17 protein-coding genes are annotated in these 20,329 nt (G+C 63.8%); 5 read left to right on the forward strand and 12 right to left on the reverse strand.

Annotation, left to right across the window (positions count from 1 at the left end):
- Positions 1-364: 364 nt before the first annotated feature.
- Together JUB11_RS28280 and JUB11_RS28285 are read right to left on the reverse strand one after the other, a co-directional pair.
- Entirely contained in the window at positions 365-592 is a 228-nt protein-coding gene (locus JUB11_RS28280; protein WP_207462146.1) for a hypothetical protein, read from the reverse strand.
- Positions 593-607: 15 nt separating this feature from the next.
- On the reverse strand, positions 608-1,519 hold the full coding sequence (locus JUB11_RS28285; protein WP_207462147.1) for a tyrosine-type recombinase/integrase: 912 nt from the start codon (positions 1,517-1,519) through the stop codon (positions 608-610).
- Between the two features lie 43 nt (positions 1,520-1,562).
- Here JUB11_RS28285 and JUB11_RS28290 point away from each other — a divergent pair, with 43 nt between their 5' ends.
- Together JUB11_RS28290 and JUB11_RS28295 are read left to right on the forward strand one after the other, a co-directional pair.
- Positions 1,563-1,841, forward strand: a complete 279-nt coding sequence (locus JUB11_RS28290; protein ID WP_207462148.1) for a hypothetical protein — start codon at positions 1,563-1,565, stop codon at positions 1,839-1,841.
- An 878-nt stretch (positions 1,842-2,719) separates the two neighbouring features.
- The gene (locus tag JUB11_RS28295; RefSeq protein ID WP_207462149.1) at positions 2,720-3,586 is read left to right on the forward strand and encodes a GIY-YIG nuclease family protein; all 867 of its coding nucleotides are present in this window, start codon (positions 2,720-2,722) and stop codon (positions 3,584-3,586) included.
- Here the strand turns inward: JUB11_RS28295 and JUB11_RS28300 are convergent.
- Genes JUB11_RS28300 through dndB form a run of 6 tightly spaced genes read right to left on the reverse strand, consistent with a single transcriptional unit; the run spans position 3,548 to position 11,523 of the window.
- Positions 3,548-4,504 (reverse strand): hypothetical protein, encoded by a 957-nt coding sequence (locus tag JUB11_RS28300; RefSeq protein ID WP_207462150.1) that lies wholly within the window; start codon positions 4,502-4,504, stop codon positions 3,548-3,550. The genes JUB11_RS28295 and JUB11_RS28300 overlap by 39 nt on opposite strands.
- The gene (locus JUB11_RS28305; protein ID WP_348771525.1) at positions 4,474-6,552 is read right to left on the reverse strand and encodes a DNA phosphorothioation-associated putative methyltransferase; all 2,079 of its coding nucleotides are present in this window, start codon (positions 6,550-6,552) and stop codon (positions 4,474-4,476) included. The genes JUB11_RS28300 and JUB11_RS28305 overlap by 31 nt, the downstream gene beginning before the upstream one ends.
- A 5-nt stretch (positions 6,553-6,557) precedes the next feature.
- Positions 6,558-6,938, reverse strand: coding sequence for a DNA sulfur modification protein DndE (gene dndE, locus JUB11_RS28310; protein WP_207462152.1), 381 nt, complete (start codon positions 6,936-6,938; stop codon positions 6,558-6,560).
- Positions 6,928-8,919, reverse strand: coding sequence for a DNA sulfur modification protein DndD (gene dndD / locus JUB11_RS28315; protein ID WP_207462153.1), 1,992 nt, complete (start codon positions 8,917-8,919; stop codon positions 6,928-6,930). The genes dndE and dndD overlap by 11 nt, the downstream gene beginning before the upstream one ends.
- A complete protein-coding gene (gene dndC / locus JUB11_RS28320) occupies positions 8,916-10,442 on the reverse strand; it encodes a DNA phosphorothioation system sulfurtransferase DndC (RefSeq protein ID WP_207462154.1) in 1,527 nt (508 codons plus the stop codon). The genes dndD and dndC overlap by 4 nt, the downstream gene beginning before the upstream one ends.
- A gap of 1 nt (position 10,443) precedes the next feature.
- A complete protein-coding gene (gene dndB / locus JUB11_RS28325; RefSeq protein WP_207462155.1) occupies positions 10,444-11,523 on the reverse strand; it encodes a DNA sulfur modification protein DndB in 1,080 nt (359 codons plus the stop codon).
- Between the two features lie 101 nt (positions 11,524-11,624).
- Between dndB and JUB11_RS28330 the strand changes: the two genes are divergently transcribed.
- The 3 genes from JUB11_RS28330 to JUB11_RS28340 all read left to right on the forward strand — a co-directional run bounded on the left by JUB11_RS28330 (position 11,625) and on the right by JUB11_RS28340 (position 15,387).
- Entirely contained in the window at positions 11,625-12,773 is a 1,149-nt protein-coding gene (locus JUB11_RS28330) for an aminotransferase class V-fold PLP-dependent enzyme (RefSeq protein ID WP_207462156.1), read from the forward strand.
- Positions 12,774-12,901: 128 nt separating this feature from the next.
- On the forward strand, positions 12,902-14,755 hold the full coding sequence (locus tag JUB11_RS28335; protein WP_207462157.1) for an ATP-binding protein: 1,854 nt from the start codon (positions 12,902-12,904) through the stop codon (positions 14,753-14,755).
- A 206-nt stretch (positions 14,756-14,961) separates the two neighbouring features.
- Entirely contained in the window at positions 14,962-15,387 is a 426-nt protein-coding gene (locus JUB11_RS28340; protein ID WP_207462158.1) for a hypothetical protein, read from the forward strand.
- 41 nt (positions 15,388-15,428) lie between these two features.
- Here JUB11_RS28340 and JUB11_RS28345 read toward each other — a convergent pair whose 3' ends face one another.
- The 4 genes from JUB11_RS28345 to JUB11_RS28360 are packed head-to-tail and all read right to left on the reverse strand — an operon-like array spanning position 15,429 to position 20,059.
- Positions 15,429-15,938 carry a hypothetical protein gene (locus JUB11_RS28345; RefSeq protein WP_207462159.1) on the reverse strand — a complete coding sequence of 170 codons (510 nt, stop codon included), beginning with the start codon at positions 15,936-15,938 and terminating at the stop codon, positions 15,429-15,431.
- Positions 15,938-17,929 (reverse strand): hypothetical protein, encoded by a 1,992-nt coding sequence (locus JUB11_RS28350; RefSeq protein WP_207462160.1) that lies wholly within the window; start codon positions 17,927-17,929, stop codon positions 15,938-15,940. Before JUB11_RS28350 ends, JUB11_RS28345 begins: the two co-directional genes overlap by 1 nt.
- Entirely contained in the window at positions 17,926-18,159 is a 234-nt protein-coding gene (locus JUB11_RS28355; RefSeq protein WP_207462161.1) for a CxC ATPase DNA modification system associated small protein, read from the reverse strand. The genes JUB11_RS28350 and JUB11_RS28355 overlap by 4 nt, the downstream gene beginning before the upstream one ends.
- Entirely contained in the window at positions 18,143-20,059 is a 1,917-nt protein-coding gene (locus tag JUB11_RS28360) for a DEAD/DEAH box helicase family protein (RefSeq protein WP_207462162.1), read from the reverse strand. The genes JUB11_RS28355 and JUB11_RS28360 overlap by 17 nt, the downstream gene beginning before the upstream one ends.
- Positions 20,060-20,329: the final 270 nt, after the last annotated feature.

Consider the following 20,329-nt stretch of genomic DNA (forward strand, 5'->3'; position numbering starts at 1 on the left):
CTTCACAGCGCTATCCCGCCGCTGTGCCGATCGGATCTTACAGGGCCAAGCTCACGCTCATTTCAGAACTGCATGGCCCTGCCGCCGGCCCTATGTTATTGACCGTCGCGCCGCATGGTGCGCGCTCCTAGCTCGACCGCGACGTCCGGCTCACGCTATATCGACCGCACTGGATGCCACGGCCACACGACGTGGTCGCCTGCGGCTGACGCGCTTTGATCTCCGCTCAATTCGGTGCCGACAAGCCGGCTGGCTGTGCTCTCCTGGGTGTCCGCAAAGTTCGGGACCTAAACAAGATCGCCCCAGGCCAGCTGACGGCCTGCAGTGACCGAGACAGCTCGATCCGCCCCACCGAAATCGCAGCTCAAAACATGTCCAGCTGGATCTGCCCACCGCCGAGGGCATGCCGGCGGGCGGCCTCCAGGGCTGTGCCTTGCGCGTGCTCCAGGAAGCGGGTCACGCCGGAATCCACTTGGGCGCCGGCGACGGTCACGACCCAGGCCCAGCTGTCGGGCCCGCGCCACAGCACGATCAGATCGCACCCGTGCGTGCGCGCCACGGCGTGCCGCGTGATCCAGGTCGTGGTGGTCATGCCGTCGTCTCCCGTTCAGACCTTGAGCGCCAGGGCGGAGCTGTTGTTGGGCCGCACATGCAGGTATTTGCCCGTCGTGGCGATGGAAGCGTGGCCGAGGGTCTCCTTCACCAGGTGGATCGGCGCTTGGTTGTCGAGGGCGTGGGAGGCGTGGGCGTGGCGCAGCCAGTGCGGCGACAGGGCCTCCGACAGGCCGACCCGGGCCGCCGCGCGCTTGACGATGCGCCGCACGGTCGCCGGATCGAGGTGGCCTCCGCCCTTCCTGGAGCGGAACATCGGATCCTCGTCGCCGGCCGCCCCGCGCAAGGCCAGCAGCACGCGCCAGGTGCCGGCGCTCAGCAGCACGGTGCGCGGCTTGCCGCCTTTCCCGTGAACGCTGATCGTGCCGTGTCCGGGCAGCGTCGGATGGGGCTTGAGGTGACGCCAAGCCAGCTGGCAGGCTTCGCTCACACGCAGACCGGCCCCGTAGAGCAGGCGCAGGAGCGCGTGGTCGCGCGGGTGCGGTTCGAGATGGATCAGGCGCAGCGCCGCTTCCTCAGGAATGATGCGCTCGGCCAGCACATCCTCAAGCATGGGCATGGCCACGTCCCCGCCGACGTCCTGGGCGATGTGGCCGCGGGCGGCCGCCTTGGTGAGCAGCGCCCGGATGGCCGACAGGCGGCGGGTGCGGGTGCGCGGCGCCAGGCCGCGGCGCTCGAGGTCCGCCGCGTAGTCCTGGACGTCCTCGTGGGTGAGATCCTGCAGGGGCCTTTGAACGAAGGCGAGGAAGTCGCGGGCGTCGGCGGCGTAGGCGCGCCGGGTGTGGGCGCTGCGCTTGGAGCAAATCCAGCGGCGGACGAAGGCCAGCTCCTCCTCGGGGATGGTCGGCTCGACCACCTCCAGAACCGTGCCCTCCACCGCGGCCTCGACCGGTACCAGATCCCCCATCGCCTCCTCCTCGCCCCGTCCCGGGCGCGAATGCCCGATAAGAATGATGATCGTGCCGTTAGAGCAAATCATGGCCGAACTACCAGCCGAGCGCCGGGCAGCTATCGAGGCCAGGACCGCCGAACTGGTTGCGGAGATTGAGCTCCTGCGGGAGGATTGTGCAGAGGCGTACCAAGTCGTTGGGCACCTCGCTAGCCTCGCCGGTGTCTTTGAGGCGGAAGGTGTGGAGAAGGTCTTGGACAACCTACATGCAGCTTCCGCCGGCGAACCTCGCCCACATGAGGACGCGTTGCCTCTCAAGCTGGAAACGAGGTCGGAGTGAGCATGGCAGACCACCCGGAAACCATGATTTCTGAGCGTGGACGGGTGCTCCACCGTGGCGTTTGGCCCTTCACCCTGACCTATGGAGGCGCGTCTAAAATCGTATTACGCGCAAGGTGGAGCTGGAGCGTCAAAGCGCTGGCCAGGAACTCTAGCAGGGCCAGCATAAAACTCGCTGTTTACATAAAGCTCAAATGAAGTTTATTATAGGCGGACCGACTCGATTAGCGTTATCGAGCTCAGTCCCGATCATGGCAACACAGTAAAAAATATTAATAGAGTAATAGGAAGTTTATAAATGAGCATACCATACCAGTTAACCCCGCAAGCGCAGAGGCTCATGAAATCTTTGCATTTCGTACTTGAGCATATCATGTTGTTTTCTAGGATTGGACCAAGGGAGGAGCGCGTTAAGGCTATCGGTGTTCTTGCTCTTGTCACGCACAACTGGCCTGATTGGATTGCGGGAAATAGCTTTTTTACAATCAGTCACTTCATATCGGATATAGATGACTGTATAAATAGGGATGACATCTCCTTCAAAGGATGGAAAGAATCTATAATTCCTCATTTTATTGAGCTATCTGCTTTTTTGAAGAGACATGAGAAGAGTGTGTTAGCTACCTGATTGATACAATCATGTTGCGGGTATTTTGAGGAATCATGATAATGATGACCGTAAGCAAGGAATATAGCCGCCACCCCCCGCTCCTGTTGCGTAACTCTGGCGCAGTATTAGGTGTATGATGACCTCAACTTTCATCGAACTTGCGCTGCAAGTGCGAATTATTTTCTGCACTTGGTCAGTTCAGCGCTTATCCTCTACTGCGCCGTTGAGCGCAACCTGGCGCATGTTCTAGCTCAACGATATGTAACGCCATGCCGCTCGAGCGAAACGACGTCGATCACCCCTTGAGGCGCAAGAAGGTAGATGGTTCGCTCCTTCGCTTGAGCGTCACGCCCATCCCGGGCTGGGTGGCCCGCATGTGGTCGATTACTAGCCTGTTCCCCGACAAGGGTGCGCGGCGCAATCCCGCTTCCCAGGTAACACTTCACTTCGAAGGCCGAACCTACAGCGGCGCGGTTACTTGGTACTGTCGAAAGCGCGAAGGGATTGCCTATCGGCTCTTCTTCGACGACGAGCTTCGATACGCGCTCGCGGAAACTTTCGTTATGTCGAACATGCGCCACCTCGAGGCGCGATTGCGGGCCGCCGAGGGCTTGCAAGACGACGTCGAGGCGGAGATCCCGTTTTGGGAGTTTCTGGACATCGAGTTCGACGGACCGGCCCGGCGCTTTGATCTCACCGCTTACTACCTGCAGAAGCCCAGCTTTCCAAGTCTGTTCCGCCGGATGGCGGCAGCGGCGCCGCTTGCGCGCATTCGGGACGAACTGGCCGGGAAGGCGGTTGGGCGGATTCACAAGCAACGCTGGCGACCTCGATCGGAATTCGAGTCGGAGATCGGCGCCACCAATGTCATTTACATGCTGCTCGATACAAGGAACCGCCTACTGTACGTGGGCGAGAGCGGCAACCTCGTCACGCGCCTCAAGCGCGGCCACGAGCTGATTCCCGAGTGGGACTATTTCCGCTACGACCTGCTGCCGTCCGAGCTCGAGCCTTACCGGGTCCAGATTGAGCGCATGCTAATCCGCGACATGGACGGGCTCTTCGGACACTCGAGCATCGGCTTGCCGGTCACGGTTTCAGACTTCAGGCTCGTCAACCTGAAGGTCGATCGCTGACCAGGGCTTGAGCGCGTGCTCGGGCAGAAGTACGAGCGGTGCCATGGGACCTGGCGCTTTGCTTGGCTCCGCACGGAGGCTATCGCAACGGCGCTTCAGCCGTTCCACCTCTAAGGCGAGCACGCCGTCGAGGGATTTGGGAAAGACATAGCGGGCGAACTGGGTCGAGTCCGTACCGAGCTCGCCCTTGTAAGCAAGATTTAGGACGCGGAAATGCGCGCTAGCTCGCACAAGATAGGGAAGCACCTTCTCGTCCACCATACCCGCTTTTTGGGTGATGAAGCCTTCAAGCACGGCTGCGTTCTTGCAGATCTCGGCGACGATAGTTTGGTCGCCGGGCGATAGCGACTGAAGCCACTCGCGATCGAACACTTTGAGCAGCAGCCGGTGTCCCTCCGGCTGTCGGGATCGGACGTCCTCGGCCATGAGCCGGTTGGCGTCTGACATCTGCATGAAAGGTCCGTAGAAGCCGTCGAGCTTGCCGAGTAGGTCCTTGAGCTCGGTCTCGTTCGCCTTCTGCCAGACCGACGCCTCCGTCGTCCTCTGGGCGGCCTCGATCGTGCGCAGTGTGTTGCGTTGTGCGATTGATAGACCAAGCCAGGCGCCCAGGAACGCCAGCACACCCGAGATTATCGGCCCGACCGTCGGCACCCAATAGCTCCACCACGGTGGCGTGCCGCCGCTCTCGACGCGGAGCGATCCGCCTGGCTCGAGCCGCACCGAAAGCGGCGGACTGACCGGCGAGGGCAGCGTTAACGAGGGCGCACTGGACGCGGTTGTCGGGGGCGCAGCCGGTGTGGCTTGCTGACCCGCCGTTTGCCCCTCGACGCTGGCCGCGCCCGCCAGCAAGGCGATCAAGCCTGCTCCCACGAGGCGGGCGCCTCCCTTCAATGCCGAACTGCGAGGTAGCTGATCCATGGACGATCTCCTGTGAGCGCCGCCTCGGGCGTCTCTGTGCCCGCATCGACAATGATGAAACCTGCCGCTGTCAGCGCGCTGCCGAACTCGTCTGGTTCGACGTAGGTGAACCACCGCCCGTCCCCGCTGCGGCTTTCGCCTCGACCCTGCTTCATCGACACGAAAAGTACGCCGCCGAGACGAAGGACGCGGCGGGCCTCGGCCAGCGTCGGCTCGATCTCCGCGCGGTTGAGGTGCAGTAACGACGCCGACGCCCAGGCTCCGGCGAACGATTGATCGGGGAACGGGAGGGCGCGGATGTCGCCGACGATGACTGGGGTGCGGGCGTGTCCAGCCGCAATGGCGGTGAGCCTAGCTGAACGATCCAGTCCTACTGGTTGCATTCCCAATTCAGCCAGGCAGGCAAGATCGCGACCCGCTCCGCAACCAAGATCGATCACCGCTGCTCCCGCGGGCAAGCGCGTCGCGAACCGTCGGAGCCAATGATCCATCGACAGCTTCAGCGTGGCGGCCGCATAGGCCACAGCGCGCCGCTCGTAGAAGGCGCGGGTGCTCCCATCGCGGTGTTGAGGATCGGAGTCCCGGCTGAGGGGGCCTTTTACGGCGATCAGGCGATGCCCGCGTAGGGCGAGCCGTTGGGTCCGCAGCGCCTGCGCCCAACCATCCCGCGTCCCGATACAAGACGGATCGTCGAATAACCCTTTTGCCTCCTCCAATCTTGTAAGGCGCGCAAACTTCGCCTTAGACGGATGTGCCTCGCTTACAAAAGCTTCTTTGCGATGGAGGATCGGAGGGTTCTTGTGATCGCGGTAGGAGTGCTCGCGAACCCTGAAGGTCTGCAGGTGCACGGAGACTGAAGATGCCAGCGTCGGGTGAGGATCGCGTTCGAAATCTGGATAACTCAGGTACGAGATCTTCGGCTCGCCCCGTCCGAGCTTGATGACATTCGCTCCGGGAACGGTCCCAACATAACTCCGCGCGCAACCTTCATAGAGGCGCAGGAGTAAGGGCAGCTCGGCCACGGCATCCGTATGGATGTAGAGCGCCCCAGGCATCAGCTTGCCAACCCGCGCGGCGCGGCAGGCTTCGTCCAGAGTCTGCGGTCGTCCAAGGGAGAATAGAAGATCGTCCGCCGCCTTGCAGCCTGCTGCATAGCTGCCGAAGAACGCCTTTACGTCCAACTGCAGCTCGTGCGTAAGCTCAGCGAACTTTGCGCGGCCCTCGAACCGCGACAGGGCGAGGAATACCAGGAAATCCTCTGTTCGCGCCTTGCGGACCGCATCCCATGCGGAGACCCCGCTGGCCTGCTGAAGCACCCGGAAGGCGCGCTTCAAGCTTCCGAGCGCCTCCACGATCGCGCCAAAGCTCTCGAGCTCCTCTGGTGCCGGCAACCGCCCACGGTCGGAAACAAAGCGCGCCAAACCGCCCAACAGTTCACAGTGCTGGCTGTAGACTTGCTTTCTAACCTGCAGCCGCGGCGCCGCCGCGGCGCGGTGAAAGCGGGTCGCTAGGAACTCCGTCCGCTCCTCCGGATCGCGGAACACATAGAAGATGCCCGGAGCCGCAGCGACGCTCGGCATCTCGAGCACCTGGTCGATCCACGTCCGCAGCTCCTGCTGGTCATAGAACTTCTGAAAGGTGCCAATGCGTGTCAGCACTCCGTCCGCAAATGGCGACGTCGAACGGGCAGCGGGCGTCTCGTCAGTGAGGCGCGCCGCCACCACGAGCACGCGCCGGGCAAGCGACCAAGCTCGCCGCAGAACTTCCTGGCGCTCCGCTGCGCTCTCGATCACGTTCACGACATAGCCAAGATTGACGAGGTCGGCTTCTCGCCGCGTTCCCGACGTGGCGTGAACGGGATCCCAACCGGTGCAGTCGAAACCCATGTCGGTGAGCCGACGAAGGTCGTTGCCGCGGCCACATCCGTAATCCATGACCGTGCGATCGGGCCCGAGCACGCCATCGGCCAGTGCCGTTCTGAAGGGCCGCGACAGATCGGCCCTGTTCAAGGCAGTACGGTGCCGCGCTATGACCGCCGCCCGCTCCACAGGCGTCAACCTGCAGCTTGCGCGACCAGGGCGCCCACCCCGTCTCGAATACGCCGGTCGCTGGCGAGATAGGCGATGCCCCTGTGAAGATGTAGCCGGAACTGCATTGCGAGCACCTCGTCCTCCACCCCCAGCCCATCGCGAAGACAACGCTCCCTCAGGAGCGCGAGGTAGATCTCATGGTGGCGACCGCCAAACACTCGCCAGGAGAGTTCGACGTTGCTGTCCGCTGGAATTTTCGCGGGCGGCGGAACGCTCGACTCAGCGAGCGACTTGCAGAAGGCCCAACGGCACAGGACGTTCCAGTGCTCGATGCCGGTATATCGCTTCAGCCGGATCAACTGCTCACGTGCCTGCTTAGACAGGCGGATATGCTCAATGGGCATGGGCCGCCTCCGGGCGCAGGTATCCCGGTTCGATAATTGTGCGTCCCTGGCCCTCGTCGAAGCGCAGCTGATACGTACGGCTGATCGAGGGCTGAAGCGCGTTGAGGTACCCGCCCATGATCTCCTCGTCCGTCGACAGCAGAAGGACCTGATGGCTCGCTCTCGGGAAATACCGCTCTACGAGGTGATTCCGGTGAACCGAGTCGAGGCGACCCAACGGCGTGTCGATCACTGTCGGCAGTGGCCGACCGGACGATCTGCCGAGGCCCCACAGGATCGCGATCGCGAGCAGCTGCCGCTCGCCAGCTGAAAGCCGATCCGCAGTCATCGGTCGGCCGTCAGTGCCCCGCAGCTCGAGAACGAACGTCTGCGGGTCAATCCGTAGATCCGTGATGAGTGTTCCCTTGCGGATCAACTGGTGGAAGCTCTCCAGCACGAGACGCTCGATCCGCTCCACGTGACGCGCGACAACCGCCTCGCGGAAGCGGGTGAGCGTGCCCCGCACCTTGGCGGAGTGTAGGAGCAGCCGTTTCACGTCCTCGCGCTCAAAGCGGTCGCGCACCTCGGCCTCGGCGAGTCGCACTTCCCGCTCTTTGAGTTGAGTGATCTCACGATCCAGACGGGCGATCTCGGCGTCCCGCGCCGCCTGCTCACCTTGCAGGCGAGCTACCTCGGACAGCGCAGCCTCGCGCGCTGCGACCACCCCGGCGATCACATCGTAGCTTGGCGCAGCCGCCAGAGCGTTGCGTGCGTGGTCAAGTGCCGCCGCCTGCTTGCGCTCGCCCGCCATGGCGGCCTGCAATCGCTCACGCGCTGATGGCAGCTCAAACGTCAGGGTCGAGTCGAGCAGCCCCCGTGCATCTGCGGACAGGTCGAGGATGATCGAGCGCAACCCAAACTCGCGGCGCGCCTCAATGCGCGCCGCGAGGGCCGCTCGAAGCGCCGCGCGTTGGTCCTCCGGAAGGGCTGCAAGCGTTGGCATCGCCAACAGCGCCTCGTGCTCTTCCGCGAGGACGGACGCGGTCTCGCGGCTGCGGCGTGACTCGTCTTCGCGTGCAGCGCGTTCCTCTAAGCTCTTAAGGAGCTCGCCGACGAGCAACAGCGGCGTAGCTCCGCTCGCCAATTCTCGCAGCTCCTTTTGGACGGCGGCGAGCTGCCGCTCGCTGGCAACGGCCTCGCCCTCGAGTTCGGCCCTGCGCTCGAACAGATTGCCGCCCTCGCGACGATAGCGCTCCTCAATAGCGGCGAGTTCGGCGGCGCGGCGGTCGAGCGCGTTGGCTGTTGCCGCGCGCTCGCGTACCAAACGGGTCCGAGCGCTCTCCAGCGCCTCAATGCGCCCGCGCAGATCCTCGCTTTTCCTCGTGTCGCCTTGGGCTGCCACTTCCGTGCGCTTGCGCCTTTCGAGCACGCCGAGGTCCGCGGCGAGCCGCTCCACAATATCGAGCCCAAGGAGGTTCTGAACGGCGGTGGCGATCAGTGGCGGCGCCTCGTCCAGCTCCGCGTAGCTTTCGACCTTCTCGCCGTCAAAGAAGAACAAATGCGCGATCCGGGCCGGGATGAAATCTTCCACCTGCTCAGCCCAGTGCTCTGTCGCGAGCTTGTCGAGCTCCCCGTTTCGCAACACGTGGAACCGTTCGCGGCAGCCGCTGCCGGTCGCACGCCACGAGCGGTGGAGCTGGAAGTTTTGCTCCTCACCGTTCGCCGTGTGCCGAAACGCAACCTCCACGGCCGCTTCGGGCGCCTCAGCCCGGTGGTGGATGCTACGACGAAGGAAATCATCGTACGCCAGCCCGTTGCGGTTGGAGCAGCGGGCCGACGGGCCGTAGAGACAGAGTTGCAGCGCATCCAGCAACGTCGTCTTGCCGCCGCCGTTGAGCCCACCGATCAAGGTGATGGGGCGACGTTCGTCAGGGGTTAAGGCGATCGACTGTCGGCCGCCATAGACCCCGAAGTTGTGTAACGTGAGTTCGTCGAGGATCATGGTACTGGTCTCACGTCTAGTCCACCGTCAGGATCGCTGACAGGTTGGACTAGGGGAAGCTCCGCATCCGAAACCGCGGCACGCGCGCCCTCCAAGACGTCGCGGCGTTCGAGCGCCCGTTGCTCGGCGTCTTCGGCGCTGTCGTAGAACCCTCGCCGCAACGCCCCCTCCAGCGCCTTGAACAGCCCAGCGCGGCGCGCCATCGTGCGATGCTGTCGCTCGACGTCCAAAAGCTCCCGGGTGAGCTGAAAATGCAGTTCGTCTTCGCCGCAGATCTCGCGGAGGACGCGCATCTCATCCGAGCCCAGGACCAGGTTATCGTCGATCCGGGGGCCGGGATACGAGGTCCCGAACACCTTGCTGTAGATTACCGGGAGGTTGTCCTCGATCTCGTGCTTTTCGAGCACCCAGAGCCGGCGGATCTCGGCAAGCTCGCCGAGCGTGATCAGCTCGATCTCGCGAACCTCGTCCGGGCCGTTGGCGCGAATGTGCCTTTGCGCTTCTAGCACCTTGCGGAGCCAGAGCTCCCGAGCGGTCTGCGTATAGGGGCCCGGAATGACCCGATCCTTGAATAACTGCACCGAGCCGTTCATGCGCCTGAAGTCGCGTAGGTTTCGATCATCGCCGTCAAGTTCGTTGCGCAGCTCGAGCAGAGGCAGCATCCACTCCTTCTCGGCATCGTTCTGGATCATCGCCTGCATCGACTTATCCCGCTCCACGAGCGTACAAACCCAACAGCCAAAGCGGCTGTCCCCGCAGCTCGGCGTCGACGAGTCGATCACGAGCGGACACTCACCGTCGGCGGAGGCGCCCTGGTACATGGTCAGCAAGTCCTTGTTCGGAAAACCCCATGGGTTGCGGACCTGCATGAGGAACATCCAAACGTCGTCGTTCGACCAGGTCTCGATCGGCGTGTAGACGTAGGAGTTCTGGAGACTCGCATTGGGCGACAGTTGCTCGCGAACGCGCTGGCCTTCGAGCCGGTCCATCACCTTGGCCCGCGCCTGGCTTTCTGCCTTGCGCATGCCGAGTACTACGATCGCCTCGCCATTCCGTTTGACCACATCCGCGATGAAGCGGTTCGACGGATCGATCTTCAATCTTTCCGTGCACCATCGAAATTTCGGGCGCGGCGCAGGGTAGCCCCGTCCGATAAGATTGACCCAGAAGGTGTTCGTCGGGTCCGGCGTGAGCCGGTGGGTGGAGATCGGAAGGCCAGCCTCTCTCGCTCGCTCGGCCATGTGGTCGAGCGAGCGAGCCACCCACGCTGCGACGATCGGGTTCTCGACCAGAGTATCGGTGCTGATCACATAGACCGGCTTTTGACGATGCTCGGGGCTCAGTCGCGACAGCGCTAGCCACACGAGCTGTAGCGTGGCTGTCGAATCCTTACCGCCGCTGTAGCCGACAACCCAAGGAATTGTGTCCGCTTGATACAGCGCTATGATTTCCTCGAGCAGTCGCGCGATTGCGGCCTTAAAGCCGAGCGCGGCGAATGCGGACTTGCTGGTCGAGAGGCTCAAGTCAGGCTGCACGTTCACCCCGCCCCATAGCATCCTCGTGCCGCTGCTCCTCGGGGGTGAGTGCCAGACCCAGTTGCTGCTTAATGAGGTTAGTCGTCAACACGACGTTCTGAAACGACTTGGTCACATTACCCCCAATCGTAGCGCGCCCCTCCCAAGCAGGATTCGAGCGGCGCCAATCCACTTTCCGCAGGCCTTTGAGCTTCCCGCGCCAGCCATGGGAATCATGGTGGAGGAGCGCATTCCCGACCCGTCCGAGCGCGTGCAGGACAACCCCATGCGCATGAATGTATTGATCACGGAAGGCTCCAGCGGTCATCTGTCCTTTCTGGACGTCCTGCCATTCGAGCATTTGCGTGTGGATCTCGCGCCAGAAAGCGACGACTACATCGTCGCGCTCGTCACCGAGAGCATGGTTCGCCAGCAGCGCCGTCGTTGCGGTGCAGAGGGCGCTAAGCGTAAACAGTGCCTTCGAGCCGGCTGATAGAGAGGACTTCTCCAACGATACGAGCGCTTTGAAGTCGGGCAGCCGCTCAATCACAAGCTTGGACAGCCGCGCTTTGTCGTCCCGGTGGTCGTAGAGCACGCTCAAAGAGCGAGGTGGCCGGATGGCGTACCGGTTGAGATCGGCGAACATCTGTTGGCATCGGGCGAGCCCACGGTCGAGGAAGAACACCACAGCGATGCTCTCGTCGGCTAGCTCTGGACAGTCCTGCAAGGCCATCTCGATGGCCGCCCGCCGGTGCTGCCCGTCGTTGATAATGAAGCGCGCCTTCATCGGCACGTGCAGCACTCCGAGATCCTCGGCTTCGGGCGCTGGAACGAAGCGGACATCGGCGTCAACCGACGCGGTAATCGCCGAAAAGACATAACTGTCCCGGTTCGAGGCGATATAGCGCGCCATCTCAGGCAACCGCCCGCGGTTCAACTGACGCTGGGCCCGCAGCTCAGGGACGAGCTCCGCCTCGTTGAAGAGGAAGAGCTTTGGTAGCAGCCGAAGCGGGCACATGGAGACGTAGAACTCCCGCCCAGCCTGAATTCCGCGAATCGCGGGGAAAACATATTCGAACTGCCGATCCATGCCACGCTTCGTCTTCTCGCCGCCTCCGAGCTTAGCTACAGTAGGTCTTGTAACCACACTACGTCAACCGCACAAACATAGTTCGGATCGGAGTTTGCAAATTGCGTGACGCACGGCCTATCTATCTCGATTGCGCCGCGACCACCGCAACCGACCCCAGGGTAGCCGAGGTGGTCATGCGGCTCTTCGTCGAGGAGTTCGGCAATGCCGGCAGCCGAACCCACACCTATGGCGCGGCGGCACAGGGCGAGGTGAACATAGCGCGCCAACGAATCGGTGTGACCCTAGGGGTAGATCCGGAGGAGGTAATCTTCACCAGCGGGGCCACCGAAAGCGACAACCTCGCGATCCTCGGGCTGGCTGCGTTCGGGACGGCTGAAGCCCGGCGGCACATCGTCAGCACAGCCATCGAGCACAAGGCAGTGCTGGAGCCGCTCGCCCGGCTCACGGATGAAGGTTTCGAGGTCACGCTGGTCCGCCCCGACCGCGCCGGCCACGTCTCGGCGGACGAGGTTCTCGCCGCCGTGAGGCGTGACACGCTCCTAGTCTCGGTGATGCACGCGAACAACGAAACGGGCGCCCTGCAACCGATCGCAGCCATCGCCGACGGCTTGGCCGCCGATGGTCCCTTCCTCCACGTCGACGCGGCTCAGACTTACGGCCGTGAGACGCCTGCCCTCCGGCACACACGGATTGATCTCGTCAGCATCAGCGGGCACAAGGTGTTCGGGCCGAAGGGGGTCGGGGCGCTCATCGTTCGCCGCAGGGGCGGGCGGCGGCTGCCGCTCCGCCCGTTGATGGTCGGGGGCGGGCAGGAGCGGGGACTCCGCCCTGGCACGCATCCTGTGCCGTTGATCGCGGGCCTCGGTCTGGCGGCTGAACTCGCCGAAACAGAACGAGAAGCCCGCGCGCGTGCCTGCGCGCGCTTCCGCTCGGCGGCCCTCGACGCCCTCGCCCCGCTCGCTCCCGTCATCCACGGTGATCACGATCGTGGCGTGCTGCCGAACATCCTCAGCGTCGCAATTCCCGGGCTCGACTCCGAAGCCGTCATGGTCGCCTTAAAGGAGTTGGTCGCCGTTTCTAACGGCTCCGCCTGCACTTCGGCGCGCTATGAGCCCAGCCATGTCCTCGCCGCCATGGGGCTGCCCGAGGATGAGATCGACGGCACGGTCCGGCTGTCGTGGAGTCACACGACTCCGACCGTTCCGTGGGACAAGATCGTCGCGACCCTCTCCGATCTGCGACTCTAACCAGAAAATTCGCCCAGCAGCGTCAGCAACGTGCAACCCTTCGCGCTTCTCACGTACCTGAGGAGATGACAGTAGCCGCTGTCGTCCCGGCGTCCACAGCGGACGCCAACAGCCGAAGGACAAGTCTCATGAACGATAACGCTACCGAGTCCCGCGGCTCCATCGCCCCGGCCTGGAGCCCGAACGCTCCAAAAGGGGGACGAGCCGTAATCCGCCGGATGTTGAGCGAGTCCGCCAGCACGGTGCCCCTGTTCCTTGGCCAGACCTTCATCCAGTCGCTGCGCGACGTAGGCTACAACAACACCGTCTGGGCCGTCTGCGAGCACGTCGACAACGCGGTGCAGTGGGGCGCCCAGGATGTCCGCGTTTACTTCCACCAGCGCGGGCGGCGGGGCGACATCAAGCTCGATGTCCTCATCCTTGATGACGGCCAGGGAATGGCGCCGGACGTGCTGCGCGTCGCGATGTCGTTCGGCGGATCGATGGTCTACGATCAGCGTGATGGCATCGGACGCTTCGGGGTCGGCATGAAGACTGCCGCCCTCAGCATGGGGCCGCGGCTCGAGGTCTACTCCTGGCAGGAGCCTGGTGCGTTCTACGCCATGGAGCTCGACGTCGATGAGATCGGCAACAACCAGCGCAATGTGCTCGATCTGCCGGAGCCCAGCTTCCGCGAACGTCTGCCGTCTGAGGTCGCGGAGATTTTAGTGGGCGCCCTCGAGTACCCCAAGCCGGACGACCAGGACGTGCTTGCGGAGTCGCGCGACGACCTCGCCGATAAGCTCGGGGCGCACGGCACGATCGTCTTCGTGCCCAATTGCGATCGGCTGACCTACAAGCAGTCGAAGACGCTCTGCGACCACGCCACCCGCGAAATGGCGCGGATCTACCGGGCCAAGCTCGCCGAAGGCCTGAAGCTTTACGTCAACAACCGCCTGGTCGAGCCTTTCGACCCGACCTATTCGATGTCTCAGGCGCGGCACAACTTCGTGCCGGAGCTTATTGAGAAGGGCGTGACCCGCAGCACGCTGAAGCAGGCGTGGACGGTCGAGATCCCGGTGGAAGAAGGGTCCAACGTCACGGCACCCGTATCGGTGCGCCTGTACGCGCTGCCGATCGAGACCTGGCAGTCGCTCCCCCGCAAGGTGCTCAACAACGACCTGCGGGTCTACGACGACCACCAGGTATCCTTCATGCGCAATGGCCGCGAGGTCGATATCCGCGCCTTCACGGAGCTCTCGGGCAAGCGCCACGCCAACTCGATCTGGCTTCGCATCCAGGTCGACTTCGACGGGCGGCTCGACGAGGCGCTCGGCGTCGCGATGACGAAACAGGGGGTCCGCCCGAAGAAGTACGCGCTCGACCTGATCCGCGACAAGATCAAGGAGCAGGTCGCCAGGGTGCGCGAAAACAACCAGAAGGTGATGGCGGAGAACGCGCTCTCGAAAAGCAAAGGCAAGCAGTCCGAAGCTGAACGCCGCGCGGAGGAGGCCGACGCGTTCCAGCGCAAGCCGCTGCCCGAGACCCCGGCGGAGAGCGCGGAACTGGAGCAGAACGTGCGCGCCCTCGCATTAAGGCTGCGCCGCGGCGGTGAGACGGCTGAGGAGGCCTACGCGCGCATCAAGGATGCGCGCTACGTCACCGATTTCAAACATGACGATTACTGGCCGTTCTACGCCGTCGAGTACGAACTCGGGAAGGTGATCCTTACCATCAACACCGCTCATCCCTTCTATATGAAGCTTTACAAGCCCCTCAGCGAGCTTGCGGCGCCTGAGACCGAGGACGAGGCCCGAGAAGGAGAGGCAGGCGCCACACGGGCCGGCGAGTTGTTGGTAGCGCTGCAGATGGTGCTGCTGAGCCTGGCTCGCACTCAGAGCCAAATGGCCTACGGCAGCGACCGCGAGGAGCACCGCGCCTTGTTCCACGCCCTCCAGACGGAGTGGTCGGACAACCTGAAGACGCAGCTCCGGCTCGATTGAGCCGACGCCGCCGAGGGCGTGTGCCCTCGGCGGCAACCTTTTGCACCGGCAACGTACCTGTTAGTCTGAGGGAGGTCCTCTTCCGGCGGCACTTCGCCCGCACGGTCCGGCACAGCGTCCGGCCCGCGTGGGTGCCGTCGATGAGGAGAACCGAGCCCTCGCTTGACCCCGGGCGCACAGCGCGCCCCACAGCGATGAGAGGTCTTATGAGTGCGAGAGAATGGGCGCCCTACGTGCGCCTTCAGGAGCAGCTCCTCGTCTGCCGCGACCCGAAGCTCCGGGAGGCGCTTGAGGGCGCGCTCGACCGCGAGCTCGCCGCCATTACGGCGGGACAGCCGCGGCACGGCACCGACACCACGGCGATCGAAAACCATCGCCGCCGCGAGCGTCGCCGCCGGATCATCGAAGCGATGCTGCTGATCGTGACGCCCGCGGAGGCCAATCCGTGGCCGCAGGTCGAAGACCGCCTCGAGCTCGGCGCCCGCCTGGGGCGGCTCAAGGCGGCGGATGCCGAACTGCTGCTGCTGCATGGGCAGGGGGTCACCCACCGCGCGCTCGCCCTGGCCCGACACCAGCCGGTGGGCACAATCAAGGCCCAGGTGCATCGCGCCCGCCTAAAGTTCGCCGCCTAGGAATAGGCCCGCCCGGCTTCCGGCCGGGCGGGCTCGCCCGTCTAGACCGCTGCCAGGGCCGCCTCCGCCTCAGCCCGCTCGTCCTCCAGCTCCCCGATCAGTTTGGCATAGGCGCGCAGGAAGGTTTCGAGCTTGCGCGGCTTGTCGATCATGCGCTCGAACAGAACATCGAAGCCGCCGCTGGCGTACTCGTTCATCCGCGCCGCGCCGCCATCGGTGCCGCCACTCAGGTGCGTGCTGGCGCCCGCCGCCGTTAGAAGCCGCGAAACGGACTTCTGCACGACAGGCTTGTCCTTCACCGTGACGCCCCGGCCTAGAAGGTCGCGCAGCTCCGCATCGATGAGCCCGCCCAGCAGCAGGTTCTGCTGCAGCTTATAGTCGCCCGGAAAGTCATCAACGAATGCAGGCTTGTCGGCAGAGGTCAATGATGATTTCCTCACCGCCGCAAAGCCCGCAATCAGGCAGAAGTAGTAGATGTCGAACTTGAGGTCGAGCTCGCCTTCGATCTCGGAGAACCATTTCTCGGCGTCGGTGCGCAGGCGGAAACTCATCAAGCAGCCCTCGTGGTAGGCTTTTCACCATAGGCCTCGCTGTCGAAGCCCTCGAAAAACGACTTCGACGTGATCAGGACGCCGTTCGCCGAGAGCCGTACCGCGTCCGGCTCGACCCCAGCCAGCAGGGGCTGGGTGGCGTCGTTCAGGCGGAACATAGTGAGATACTGGACGTCGCCGCGCGCCGCTCTGTCGAGCACCGGCACGAACTGCTCGTACTCCGAGCTTGTCGTGAACGCGACCAGCTGCTGCGAGATGCTGGGCAGAAGCTCGGCGATCTCGCGCCGCACGTTCTTGTCGAGTGCCCCGGTCGGGCTGTCTACGATAAACGGCAGACTCACCTGACCGGCGTCGAACAGCCCAAGGAGGAAGGCGTAGCCTAGAGCGAGCGTCTGGCCCGGGCTGCCCCGGCTCTGCCCGTCCAGGACGACGCTGTCACGCACGTCGGCGACCCTGAGGGGTGAGCGGGTCAAGATGCTCTCGAGCCGGGCGTTGGTGGCGTCGACCAGTTGCTTGGCAATTCGGTTCGTGGCCTCTGCCACCGCTCCCGTGATCAGCTTCTTGAGGATGGTTGTCTTGAGGCGGATGTCCCGGGTCTCCGTGGCTTCGGCGACGAGGTCACCCGCCCGTTTGATCTTCTTCGCCAAAGCTTTCAGGGACTCGGTATCCTCGCCGTGCCCACTGTCGTCATCAGCGTCGATGGTCGCGAGCCGGGCCGCGTCTTTCGCCAGAGCGCCGTTGAGCTCCTCCAGCCGAGCCTTCATAGCCGACAGCTCGGCGTCGCCCCCTTCGAGCCGCCGCTTCTCCAGGGCGTCAAGTTCGCCCTGCACAAGATCACGCTCGCGGACCGCGTCCCGCAGCCGGGCCAGCTGCTTGTCAAACGCCTCGCGATAGCTCGACGGCTGATCGCCGGCGGTGTCCTTGATCGCGCCCTTGATGGCGTTGAGGACGCCCATGTCTTCTTTGCCAAGGTACGAGTCGCGCCGCGCGAGGATAGCGCCCCGGCGATCGTCGGTCATCTCCTCACCGCAGACGCAGTGCGTGTCATGCGCCAATTCGTCGAAGAACTCCTTGGCCGCGCTCTCGGGCAGTTTCAACTTGTCGAGATTGTCTCGGAGGGCCTGAAGGCCCGCGGTGAAGCGTGGGGAGAGATTCTGGGGCTTGCGCGCGTCGGTGAGCGCGTTGGCGAGGAGCGTGCCGAGATTGCCGCTCGCCCTCTTGAGCTCCTCGTCGAGGCGCTTGCGTTCCTCCTGAGCCTGAGAGTCCTGGTCAAAGTGCGCCTTGTATTCAGCCTCGAGCTTGTCGCGCTTGGCCTTCTGGACCGCCAAGCGTTTGGTCAGCTCAGCCTTTTCTACCGTCAGCCGGTCACGGCGCTGGGAGAGCTCGTTCAGCTTGTTCCGCCGCTGCGTCAGGCCCTTGTCACCCTTGGTCGTCGAGTTGCGGGTCTTATCGTCCCAATACCGGTCCATCAGCTTCCGGAACTGGTTGAGGCTGGACAGCTGGAACTGGACCTCCAGGGCCTCACGCGCGCGCGTCTTCCTCGGATCGAGCAGCGCGTGCGCCAGCTCGCCGTCGAAGACGAAGAACGGCGCGAACTCGGGCGTGAGCACTCGCAGAAGGGACGGAGGGCGCTGGAAGCGCGGCACGGACGAGGTCCATGTCGTACGGAACTCTGCCCGGCGATTCTCGAAATCGAGCCCCATCTCGATGGTGAACCGGCGATCGTCCACGAGCAGGCGCACCTCGAAGGCGCCTCTTCCGCCCACCGATCCGCGCGGCGCGAACTCAGTGACCGCGTCCGGATCAACCCAGGCGCCTGGGCCAGAGAACGCAGCCCGCAAGAGTTCGAGCGTCGTCGTCTTGCCCGTTCCGTTCGGCATCTGAACCAAGCTGACGTGATGCGGACGTCCGTCCGTCCGAGCTAGCGAAATCTCATGGTCCGGGCAGCGAAGCCCGGCAGCTTTCCAGCCGAGGAGGCGGACCTGTGTCATGCCTCATCTCCCAGCAGCGCCTCGAGGTCCAGGTCTGTGACCGGAAGCTTGACCTGATCGAGGAGGTCGCCGATCCGATTGGCCGCCTCGCTGACGTCCGCGAGATCGGCGTTGCCGGTCGCCAGGGCGTCGAGCCAGGAGACGAGCCGCTGCGCCACCTCTTTGGGCTGGCCGGCATCGGTGGCCGCTGCCTTCAGCGCGGCCACGACGTTCTCATTCACCCGTGTCACGCGTGCTCCTCCTGATCTGCGCGAGCCCCTCAAGCCAAGCCCGCCGGTCTTCGTCGGTCGTCGGATCCCCGTCCGCGGTTGCGCGACGGCGGACGAAATCGACCACGAGGGCGCGCTTGTCGGGATCTTTGGGATCAGTACGCAGGCAGCGCCCGATTCGCTGTATGGTCTCGAGCCGGGCTCGATCCGCCGACAGCAACACCACGGTCTTCACGCTGCGAATGTCGATGCCCTCGGAGACGCGGTGGCAGGTGATTAGGCAATCGATGATGCCGGTCGCAAACTCTTTGAGGACGGCCGCGTTGTCGACGTCGAAGTAGGTGTGGAATCGCGGTGTGACGGCGTGGATGTGTTCCCGCACATAATCGCCGTAGGCCTTCTCGGCCAGGAACACGATGCATCGGTCCAGCGCGTCGGGGTTGCCGTCGACGAACGCCGCGAAGATCGGCACCTTCTCAACGGAGATCTTATAGACCCGGGCGACCTCGCGTCGGAACTCCTCCTCGCTCATCGGCTCCCCGGCGCCGGCGCGCGCGGCACGACGCCTCATGAGCGCCTGAACGGTGCGCCGGTCTTCGTCGCTCGGGTCCCACTCCAAGGCTATGTAATCGAAGCCGCACAGCACCCCGTCCGCGATGGCGCGCTCGAGCGGGTAGCGGAAGATGATCTCGCCGACGTTGCGCTCGATGAAGGAGTTTCCAGCTTGGTCGTACTCCCGGTCCGGCGTGGCACTCAGCCCAAGACGCCAGGGGATCGCGTCCGCCAGCCCATCGAGCTCGCGGACGTGTGACGCGCTCCCGAAGCGATGCACCTCGTCATGCACCATGAGGGCATGGGCTTTCGCCGACTGGTCGAGACGCTTCAGAACACCTTGTAGCGCTTGCCGCGAGCAAAGCAGCACCGTGTTCTCGGGGTCGAGGAGATACTCGTCGCGATCGTGGTGCGGGCCATAGTGCCGCAGCAAGCGAAAGCGGGGATAGCTTTCGGAAACGACCGCCGCCAGATCGCCGCCCCACTGGTCGAGAAGGTCGTTCCCATCGGCCGCGATGATCGCCGTCCGGATCGCGCTCGATCGAATCAGCCTGGAAAGGATCGACAATGCGGTGCGGGTCTTGCCCGTGCCCGTCGCCATTTCGAGGATCCCGCGCCGCTTCGCGAAGAACTCTGCGACGGCGTCCCGCTGATGCGGCCACAACCCAGCTACTTCGTCCTCGCTGTCGCCGCGACTCCGAACGGGCGCGCTCTTGATCGCGCGGATCAGCTTCCGCTTCGCCGCCTCCGAGAAGCCGTAGGTGGTGGCGCCCGGCGCCACCCCTTTCCACAACGCCTGGAAGTGATCCTTCTTTCGACGCGCGCGAGACGGCACTTCCCAAGAGGGATAGACGTCAATGCACTCGTAATTGTGGATCAGCGCCTCACGGCTCTCGTTGGTTGAGCCCGAGAAGGCAACATAGTCGTCAGCATCTCCGAAGAAGATCCCGACCTTCTCGTGATAAATGCCGATGCCGTTCTGCGGCGTGACGATCTTGATCTCCAGGCGTCCGATTTCCAACAGAGCGGCCAGCTTCTGCACCCCCGAGCTGACGGCCTTGCCCGTGAACTCGCGTTCAATCACCTCGAGTATGCGCTCCTCGCAGAGCGCCTCGCGAACTGCCGCATCGCGCATCACCTCGACATCGGCCTCCCGCAGCTCGACCGATGTCACGAGGCGGACGCTTCCCCCAAACTGCACAAATCGGTCGAATGGCGCGGCGAAGCACTCCAGTGCCGAACTCGAGAAGTACCCGACCGCTCGATCGTAGCTCTTGGCGACCTTGAACGCGGGCAGAAAAAACGCGTTTAGCGCATCATCCTCCCCGGATCGGTACTCCTCAGCGAACTCAATATCACGCAGCCCCATCGAAACCTCTGTTCAACTGGCCCCGATCACACAAGCTAGCAGAAGTTCGTGATAGAAGCCGCAGATTTCCCTCTTTCTCGCCGACCGGATCGCCTTTGGTCGAGGACGCGACCGGCATCCTCATCAGGCATGCCCTCTGATCGGGTGATTTGGGTCTTCGTAGTGAGTCGCCCCGTACTCGGTGCAGCGAAAGCACCGCCGACGAACGGCAATAATGGTTGGCTGTAACTGGGCAGGGGAGTCCCGGTAACACTAGCGCTCCGTGCAATT

Source organism: Azospirillum sp. SYSU D00513 (genome assembly GCF_017356015.1).
Classification (GTDB): Bacteria; Pseudomonadota; Alphaproteobacteria; order Azospirillales; family Azospirillaceae; genus Azospirillum.

What these genes read in the sequence shown, in the direction of transcription:
- JUB11_RS28335 (WP_207462157.1), top strand. Translation starts at nt 12,902, where the DNA reads ATGAACGATAACGCTACCGAGTCCCGCGGCTCCATCGCCCCGGCCTGG.
- JUB11_RS28295 (WP_207462149.1), top strand. Translation starts at nt 2,720, where the DNA reads ATGCCGCTCGAGCGAAACGACGTCGATCACCCCTTGAGGCGCAAGAAG.
- JUB11_RS28340 (WP_207462158.1), top strand. Translation starts at nt 14,962, where the DNA reads ATGAGTGCGAGAGAATGGGCGCCCTACGTGCGCCTTCAGGAGCAGCTC.
- dndD (WP_207462153.1), bottom strand. Translation starts at nt 8,919, where the DNA reads ATGATCCTCGACGAACTCACGTTACACAACTTCGGGGTCTATGGCGGC.
- dndB (WP_207462155.1), bottom strand. Translation starts at nt 11,523, where the DNA reads ATGGATCGGCAGTTCGAATATGTTTTCCCCGCGATTCGCGGAATTCAG.
- JUB11_RS28345 (WP_207462159.1), bottom strand. Translation starts at nt 15,938, where the DNA reads ATGAGTTTCCGCCTGCGCACCGACGCCGAGAAATGGTTCTCCGAGATC.
- JUB11_RS28280 (WP_207462146.1), bottom strand. Translation starts at nt 592, where the DNA reads ATGACCACCACGACCTGGATCACGCGGCACGCCGTGGCGCGCACGCAC.
- JUB11_RS28350 (WP_207462160.1), bottom strand. Translation starts at nt 17,929, where the DNA reads ATGACACAGGTCCGCCTCCTCGGCTGGAAAGCTGCCGGGCTTCGCTGC.
- JUB11_RS28285 (WP_207462147.1), bottom strand. Translation starts at nt 1,519, where the DNA reads ATGGGGGATCTGGTACCGGTCGAGGCCGCGGTGGAGGGCACGGTTCTG.
- JUB11_RS28290 (WP_207462148.1), top strand. Translation starts at nt 1,563, where the DNA reads ATGATGATCGTGCCGTTAGAGCAAATCATGGCCGAACTACCAGCCGAG.
- JUB11_RS28300 (WP_207462150.1), bottom strand. Translation starts at nt 4,504, where the DNA reads ATGGATCAGCTACCTCGCAGTTCGGCATTGAAGGGAGGCGCCCGCCTC.
- dndE (WP_207462152.1), bottom strand. Translation starts at nt 6,938, where the DNA reads ATGCCCATTGAGCATATCCGCCTGTCTAAGCAGGCACGTGAGCAGTTG.
- JUB11_RS28360 (WP_207462162.1), bottom strand. Translation starts at nt 20,059, where the DNA reads ATGGGGCTGCGTGATATTGAGTTCGCTGAGGAGTACCGATCCGGGGAG.